5 protein-coding genes and 3 pseudogenes are annotated in these 6,758 nt (G+C 65.2%); 3 read left to right on the plus strand and 5 right to left on the minus strand.

Annotation, left to right across the window (positions count from 1 at the left end; genetic code table 11):
* Positions 1-71 precede the first annotated feature (71 nt).
* Positions 72-998 (minus strand): ABC transporter ATP-binding protein, encoded by a 927-nt coding sequence (locus E3T28_RS06160; RefSeq protein WP_134428950.1) that lies wholly within the window; start codon positions 996-998, stop codon positions 72-74.
* Between the two features lie 121 nt (positions 999-1,119).
* On the opposite strand from E3T28_RS06160, the gene E3T28_RS06165 reads away from it, so the two are divergent.
* A complete protein-coding gene (locus E3T28_RS06165; RefSeq protein WP_134428936.1) occupies positions 1,120-1,956 on the plus strand; it encodes an SDR family NAD(P)-dependent oxidoreductase in 837 nt (278 codons plus the stop codon).
* Between the two features lie 188 nt (positions 1,957-2,144).
* Here E3T28_RS06165 and E3T28_RS06170 read toward each other — a convergent pair.
* From E3T28_RS06170 to E3T28_RS06185, 4 genes and pseudogenes are all read right to left on the minus strand, one after another.
* A pseudogene (locus E3T28_RS06170) lies at positions 2,145-3,532 on the minus strand (ISL3 family transposase).
* A gap of 222 nt (positions 3,533-3,754) precedes the next feature.
* A pseudogene (locus E3T28_RS17725) lies at positions 3,755-4,036 on the minus strand (DUF805 domain-containing protein); the annotation flags it as partial.
* Between the two features lie 193 nt (positions 4,037-4,229).
* Positions 4,230-4,490, minus strand: a complete 261-nt coding sequence (locus E3T28_RS06180; RefSeq protein WP_134428938.1) for a putative antibiotic biosynthesis monooxygenase — start codon at positions 4,488-4,490, stop codon at positions 4,230-4,232.
* A gap of 186 nt (positions 4,491-4,676) precedes the next feature.
* On the minus strand, positions 4,677-5,591 hold the full coding sequence (locus tag E3T28_RS06185; protein ID WP_241979196.1) for an NAD(P)/FAD-dependent oxidoreductase: 915 nt from the start codon (positions 5,589-5,591) through the stop codon (positions 4,677-4,679).
* 97 nt (positions 5,592-5,688) lie between these two features.
* Between E3T28_RS06185 and E3T28_RS06190 the strand changes: the two genes are divergently transcribed.
* Both E3T28_RS06190 and E3T28_RS17305 read left to right on the plus strand, forming a co-directional pair.
* Complete coding sequence (locus E3T28_RS06190) at positions 5,689-6,291, plus strand: helix-turn-helix domain-containing protein (RefSeq protein ID WP_134428942.1); 603 nt, start codon at positions 5,689-5,691, stop codon at positions 6,289-6,291.
* Between the two features lie 30 nt (positions 6,292-6,321).
* Positions 6,322-6,539 (plus strand): annotated as a pseudogene (locus E3T28_RS17305) (IS1380 family transposase); the annotation flags it as partial.
* Between the last annotated feature and the right edge of the window lie 219 nt (positions 6,540-6,758).

A 6,758-nucleotide genomic window follows, 5' to 3' on the forward strand; every position in this document is an offset into this window, starting at 1 on the left:
GCGGTGGTGAAGCAGTGGGATCGTGAAGCAGTGCGATGGTGACGTGTGGGGAAAGTGGTGAGGCAGGGAAGTCAGTAGGGGAAGGCCGGGATGGTGGAGGTCGCGGCGAGCCCGCGTGCCTCGCCGTGACGGTCGATGCCGAGCCCGGCGAGAAGTCGTCCGCGCAGTTCGGCGAGTTCCGCCGAGCCGCGGTCGCGGGGGCGGGCCCCGGGAACGGTGAGCTCCTGCACGATGGTCGCGCCGTCGCGGGTGTCGTTGTCGGGCCGGCCGAGCAGGATGATCCGGTCGGCCAGCTGTAGCGCCTCGTCGACGTCGTGCGTGACCAGGAGGACCGTTGTGGGCGCCTGGGCGTGCACGTCGAGCAGGAGGTCCTGCATTTTGAGGCGGGTGAGTGCGTCGAGGGCGCCGAACGGTTCGTCCAGCAGCAGCACGCCCGGATTGCGAGCCAGAGCCCGGGCGAGGGAGGCGCGCTGCGCCATCCCGCCGGAGATGGCCTGGGGGCGGTGGCCGGCGAAGGTGGACAGACCGACCAACTCGATCAGTTCGGCGACGCGGGCGCGGCCGGCGGCCCTCGGGGTGCCGCGGGGCAGTCCCAATGCGACGTTCTCGGTGACGGTGCGCCAGGGCAGCAGGCGCGGCTCCTGAAATCCGACCGCGCAGCGCGGGTCGATGCCGGCGACCGGCGAGCCGTCGATGCTCACCTGGCCGGTGGTCGGGGAATCGAGGCCGCCTGCGATGCGAAGCAGAGTGGACTTGCCGCATCCGCTCGTGCCCAGGATCGCCAGCACCTCGCCGGGGCGCACAGTGAGCGAGACGTCGCGCAGCACCGGTGGCGACGCGGTGGGCCCGCGGGTCGCGGTGGGGGCGAACGTGCGGCCGATCGCCTCGAACTCGACTGTGAAGGCCGAGTTTCCGGTCGTGGTCGTGGTTCTGGCCGCCCCGCCGCGCCCGGACGCCGGATCGGCGGACGTCCCGTGTGGTTCGGCGAGGTGCGGCATGGGCGGCTTTCGGTCGGTGGCGGGGAAGAGTTGCTTGACGTTAGCCGAGGGCAGACGGATGCTGCTGGGCCGGCCGCAACCCGACGTAACACGCGGCGCTTCTTCTTGGGATGATGGGGCCATGACTCGAACCGTTTCCGGAGCCCTCGTACTCATTACCGGTGCCGCCAGCGGCATGGGCCGTCTCTATGCCGAGCGGGCCGTCGCCGAGGGCGCGCAGGCCGTGATTCTCTGGGACCGGGACGCCGGGGCGCTGACCCGTGTGGCCGGCATCCTCGGCGATCTGGCCGGCGAGGGCACGCTCGTTGTCCCGTATGTCGTGGACATCGCCGACCTCGGCGCGATCGCTCAGACCGCCCAGCGGGTGCGCACGGAGGTCGGCGACCCGGACATCGTGATCAACAACGCCGGCGTCGTGCGCGGAGCCTTCTTCTGGGAGCACGACAACGGCGCGGACACGCGGCCGACCATGCAGATCAACGCGCTCGCGCCGATGTACATCGCCCGAGAGTTCCTGCCGGCGATGATGGCGAATCGCGGTCGTGCGTCGCGCATCGTGAACATCGCGTCGGCGGCCGGGATGCTCTCGAACCCCCGGATGAGCGTCTATGCGGCGTCGAAGGCGGCCCTGATCGGGTGGGGTGACTCGCTGCGTCTGGAGCTCAAGCAACAACGGTTCGGGCACGTCAAGGTCACGACCGTCTGCCCCAGCTACATCTCGACCGGGATGTTCGAGGGTGCCCGCGGTCCGCTGCTGACGCCCGTGATGACGCCGGAATATGTGGTCGAGCGGGTTTGGCGGGCGATGCTCGCGGGCAAGCCCATGCTCACCATGCCGTGGACGGTCGAGCTCTCAAAGGTGGTCCGCGGAGTGCTGCCTCTGCCCCTCTGGGACGTGGTGGCCGGCCGCGTCTTCGGCGTCTACGGCTCTATGGACGAGTTCACCGGCCGCCCCTGAATCGAGCCCCGGTGGTCGAGCCCGTCGACACGCGGCGACCCGGTGACCCTGTCCTCCGGAGGCCGCCCGCCGGTGGTCGAGCCCGTCGAGACCCGTCACCTTGTCCTGCAGAGGTTCCGGCGCGCAGCCCCGAGCCCGGTCATCAACCAATTCGACGGAGATTCTGGCTCTCCTGTCATAACCGTGGGTTAAACCCGGCCGGGGAGGAGTGGTTTGTGGCCGCCGAGGCTGAGCATGGCTAGTGCGATGAGGGCGTCGGATGATTTAAAGCCGAAGCCGAAGCCGAAGCCGAAGCCGAAGCCGAAGCCGAAGCCGAAGCCGAAGCCGAAGCCGAAGCCGAAGCCGAAGCCGAAGCTGAAGCCGAAGGCGATTCGGGTGATGAGTCGGGTCTTGGTGTTGACGGATTCGATCCGGCCGTTGGAGAGGCCGTTCTCGATCGCGGCGAGGATCGTGGTGCGGTGCTTGACGATGGAGCGTTGCAGTTGCACGAACGACGGAATCCGGCAGCGGCGGGCCCATCCGATCCACTTGTTCAGGGCCTCGGCGGTTTCGTCGTGGGGCGGCTTGAAGATTAGGCGGAGGCCTTCTTTGAGGTAGTAGGCCCGGCCCAGGGCCGGGTTGGTGTGAACGACCCAGGCCAGCTTGATCTGTTGTCTCTCGGTGAGGTTTTCCGGGTTTTTCCAGAGCGCGTAGCGGGAGTTCATCATTAACTTCGCGTGCTCGCTGTGGGGCCGGGGCGGGGCGTAGTGCGCGGGCCGGCCAACCGTGCGGGACTCGTTCAAGCGGGCCTGTTTCCGGGCCTCGGTCCAAGCGGCCTTGCGGACTTCGTCGAGGGCTTCCGTGGCGCATTTAACGACGTGGAATGGGTCCGCGCAGCGGACCGCGTTCGGGCAGCGCGCCGCGACGACTGACGCGATCCGGGCGGCCCCATCCGCGGAAACATGCGTGATCAGGGCGGATCGTTCCTCGCCGAGGGCATCGAAGAAGGTGGCCAGGGTGGCTTTGTCCTGGCCCGGAGCGGCCCAGACCAGACGGCCCGAGTCGTGGTCAACGACCTCGGTCAAGAACTTCCGGCCGCGTTTGAAGGAGACCTCATCGATCCCGATCCGGGTGAGCCCGGCGAAGGGATCATGGAGCTTTTCCGTCTCGGCCCAAACGCGAGTGATGATCGCCCCGACCGTGCGCCATGCGATCCGCATCAACTGGGTTGCCGCGGTCTTCGAGGTTTTCGTCGCCAGCCACGCGACATGTGAATCGAAGTGGCGGGTGTGGCCGGCCTGATGCCGGGCCCACGGGGCCGCAGCCACGATCACACCATGATCCCGGCACGACACCCGCGGGGCATCCGCTTCCAAAAAGACCCGGATCGAGCCGAAATCTAAGCCCCGCCACCGGCGGCGGCCCGACCCCTCGTCGTAGCGAGGGTGCGTTTCTGGCAGCTCCCACACCGGTTCCGCATCGACCTGGTCAGCCGAACCGAAGCGACAAAAACGACCGTCGCGATGTCGAGATCAACGGCCTCGACCACTGTCTTGTCGACACCAAGCAAAGTCCGCCATATTGTTAGAGACCGCATGCCGTTTTCCTGCCCTTGAGTTTCTTTCCTAGACAGTCAGAAACCTAAACAGGAAGCGGCGTGCGGCCGTTCAGGCACTCCGAAACACCCACAGATGCAGCAGGAGAGCCTATGTTGCACTATTTATGCTCGTTCTGAGGGCGCGGTTGGGTGAATGGGCCGTCTCGGCGGTCCGGTGCCTCGACAAGCGCCCCGATTGACCACCTTGAAGGCAGCGCTCACTTAGCGGTTAGCGACGGTAGCCGGCGACAGCAGGGGTAGGCGTTGCTTCGGCGGCTGTGCGCAGAGCACCGCGATGAGTACGCTCCCCGCGAGGGGCGGCAGTATCCATAAGACATGACGCCAGCTGTTTTCGGCGTTGCAAAGGCGACGGACAGTTACGGCGAGGCTGGGAAGCAAAACACCGAGGAATAACAGTGCATCCAAGGTGGTGGTGCCGTCGGCGAATGAGCTGCTGAATGCATCCAAACCGGCATCAACGAGGCCGCGAAAGGGCGCCCCCCACCAGAACTCGGAACACCGTGCGAATGGCGGGCACGAACGTCATGAATATTTTCTCTCGAGAGGATGATGCCATCATCTGCATTCCGGAGGCTGCCGACTCTGTCGGGTCCCGAAATAGCGTGGGCGACCCAGGAAACACTCGGCCTAATTCTCCCTAACTCTCCCTACCGAGAATCCGAGGGGCAGGGAGGGCTTAGTTGGTGTGGCGGCGGACCAACAGGGCCCGACGGGCTCGGTGGAGGTGCGGCATGATGCCGTAGATGACGATGGGAACCGCGATCGTAGCGAGGATGAAGGTGCGTAGCAGCATCGGAAAATTACTGAGGATGGAACCGAGCAGGAGGTTCAAGACGGTCAGTGTGGGAAAAACTGCCAGCCAGATCATCAGCGCGAGCTGGTGCTTTGTCGGGGGCCCGACGGGGATAGTGCGGGGTTCGGTGGGTGTCGCAGACATTTGGTTGCTCCTTATATCAGGTGATTGGGTGAGATTGAGAACGGCTAATGAGCCCGTTGTGGTGCTTTCCATGCCATCGGCCCAGCTGAAGTTCTGTGGGCAGGGTGAGCTGGGGGTATGGGTGCCAGTCGTAACTGAGGGAAGGGGTGAGAGGACTTTGGACCGGCCCGGCGGGTGCCGAGCTGTTCACTGACCTGACGAATCGGGGTTTGCGGCTCGGTGAGTGGCCAGCGCGAAGGCGATGTCTTCTTCGACCAGCTCCGCATTGATAGCGATCGCAGCGGTGGATCCCTGCCCGGCGGCGGTGATGACCTGGGCCCGTGGATCGGCAGCATTGCCGGCGACCCATACACCGGCGACCGACGTGCGACCTGTCGCTGCGTGGGTGACCCACCCGTTGTCATCCGTGTCGCAGCCGAGCGCCGTCAAAAGGTCTGAGTTTGGAACGAACCGGGGACGTACGAACACGGCGGAGCGTGGGATGAGGGCACCGTCGACCAGCTCAACACCATGCAGTCTGTCGTCGAATACGGCCAGTCGAGCGACTACTTCTTCCATGATGACGACGCCGCGGGCTGCCAGCACCTCTCGCTGCTCGGGTGTCGGGGACGTGCCGTTCGTGAACAACGTGATATCTGATGACCACTGGCGTACGAGAAGCGCATGCTGAACCGCTTCTGAGTCGCCGCCGAGCACGCCAAGCGGCTGGTCGCGAACCTCATACCCGTGGCAGTACGGGCAGTGCAGCAGGTCCTGCCCCCACCGTTCACGGACGCCCGGAATGTTTGGTATCTCGTCGCGGAGACCAGTAGCAATAAGGATCTTGCGGGCACCAACCTCCGTGGAAGTTGCGAGGAGCGCGCGAAAGCCTGGTTGAACGTCCACGACGGTGCCGTAGATGATGGTGCCTCCGTAGCCGGCGACTTCCGTCTGACCAGCTGCGATCAAGTCTCGCGGTGGCATGCTGTCTCTGGACAAGTAGCCGTGCATCGCGGCTGCGGGCGCATTGCGCGGTGCGCCGGCATCCACCACTGCCACTGTGCGTCCGGCACGAAGCAGAACCACCGCAGCTGTCAGGCCGGCCGCACCACCGCCGATCACTAGCACGTCGTAATTACTCATGTGATGAGCGTGACCGGTTGCTACCCGTTACGCAAAGTTTATTGCTAATTCCGGGATAGAGCGATGGAATGGGGGCATGGAAGAAAACACAATCATTGCCGCTGCGCTCGATGCAGTCGGACCCCGACTCAAACGAATGCGCTCCCAGCGTGGCATCACACTCGCCGAATTGTCGGGCACGACGGGGATCTCCACGAGCACATTGTCCAGATTGGAGACTGGCAAACGCCGGCCGAGTTTGGAACTACTGCTCCCACTCGCCCAGGCATACCGGGTCCCGCTCGACGAACTGGTCGGTGCCCCCGAGGTAGGCGATCCTCGCGTGCGCCTGAGGCCGCGGCGAGTCAATGGCCGCACTGTAATCCCGCTTACTCCGCAGCCTGGTGGTGTGCAGGCGTGGAAAATTCTCATTCCCGCCACCCAAACCAAGCCGGAGCCTCGGACCCACGAAGGATATGAGTGGCTCTATGTACTCGCCGGGAAGATGAGGCTCATCCTCGGAGACCACAACCTGGTTCTCAGCGCCGGTGAGGCTGCCGAATTCGACACCCGTCTTCCCCACTGGTTCGGTAGCGCAGACGGGAAAGGCGCCGAAGTGCTCAGCCTGTTCGGCCGGCAAGGCGAAGGTGTGCACGTCCGCGCCAAATCGGAATCACGCGTGGACAGCGCCGATATCTGACCGACTCAGGGGCTCGCCCAGACAGCCCTGCTCCGCAAGGGCGCGGGCCGATCCCCGCGCGGCGCCGGCAAATTGTCGGCGGCACCTTCGCCACCGTCCGGCGGTTGCGGTCAGCGACCGCGTCCGGGCTGGTGCGCCTCCGCGCCGACAGAGCGTTCTATAACCGCCCGGTCGTCGCCGCCGTCCACCGGGTCGGCGCGAGAGTCTCCCTCACTGCACCGATGGGCTCTGCCGTGACACCCGCGATTTTTCGATACTTACAGGTTCCACGCGTTCTTCACCAACCGGCCGTCATGGTCGAAAAGCCCGGAAGTCGAGCATCGATTCCTCGACGGCGAGTACCGACCAGGTGCCGCCTTCGGCATCCGTGAACGCGTAGGCGGGGACTACCAGGACGCTCCCGTCCGGCTGCCACTGGCTGGTGAGACCGAGCTGTGCGCTAACGATCTCGACCTTGTTCACCGGCC

This window comes from Cryobacterium sinapicolor (assembly GCF_004403465.1).
GTDB classification, from domain to species: domain Bacteria; phylum Actinomycetota; class Actinomycetes; order Actinomycetales; family Microbacteriaceae; genus Cryobacterium; species Cryobacterium sinapicolor.

What these genes read in the sequence shown, in the direction of transcription:
- E3T28_RS06190 (WP_134428942.1), top strand. Translation starts at nt 5,689, where the DNA reads ATGGAAGAAAACACAATCATTGCCGCTGCGCTCGATGCAGTCGGACCC.
- E3T28_RS06165 (WP_134428936.1), top strand. Translation starts at nt 1,120, where the DNA reads ATGACTCGAACCGTTTCCGGAGCCCTCGTACTCATTACCGGTGCCGCC.
- E3T28_RS06180 (WP_134428938.1), bottom strand. Translation starts at nt 4,490, where the DNA reads ATGTCTGCGACACCCACCGAACCCCGCACTATCCCCGTCGGGCCCCCG.
- E3T28_RS06160 (WP_134428950.1), bottom strand. Translation starts at nt 998, where the DNA reads ATGCCGCACCTCGCCGAACCACACGGGACGTCCGCCGATCCGGCGTCC.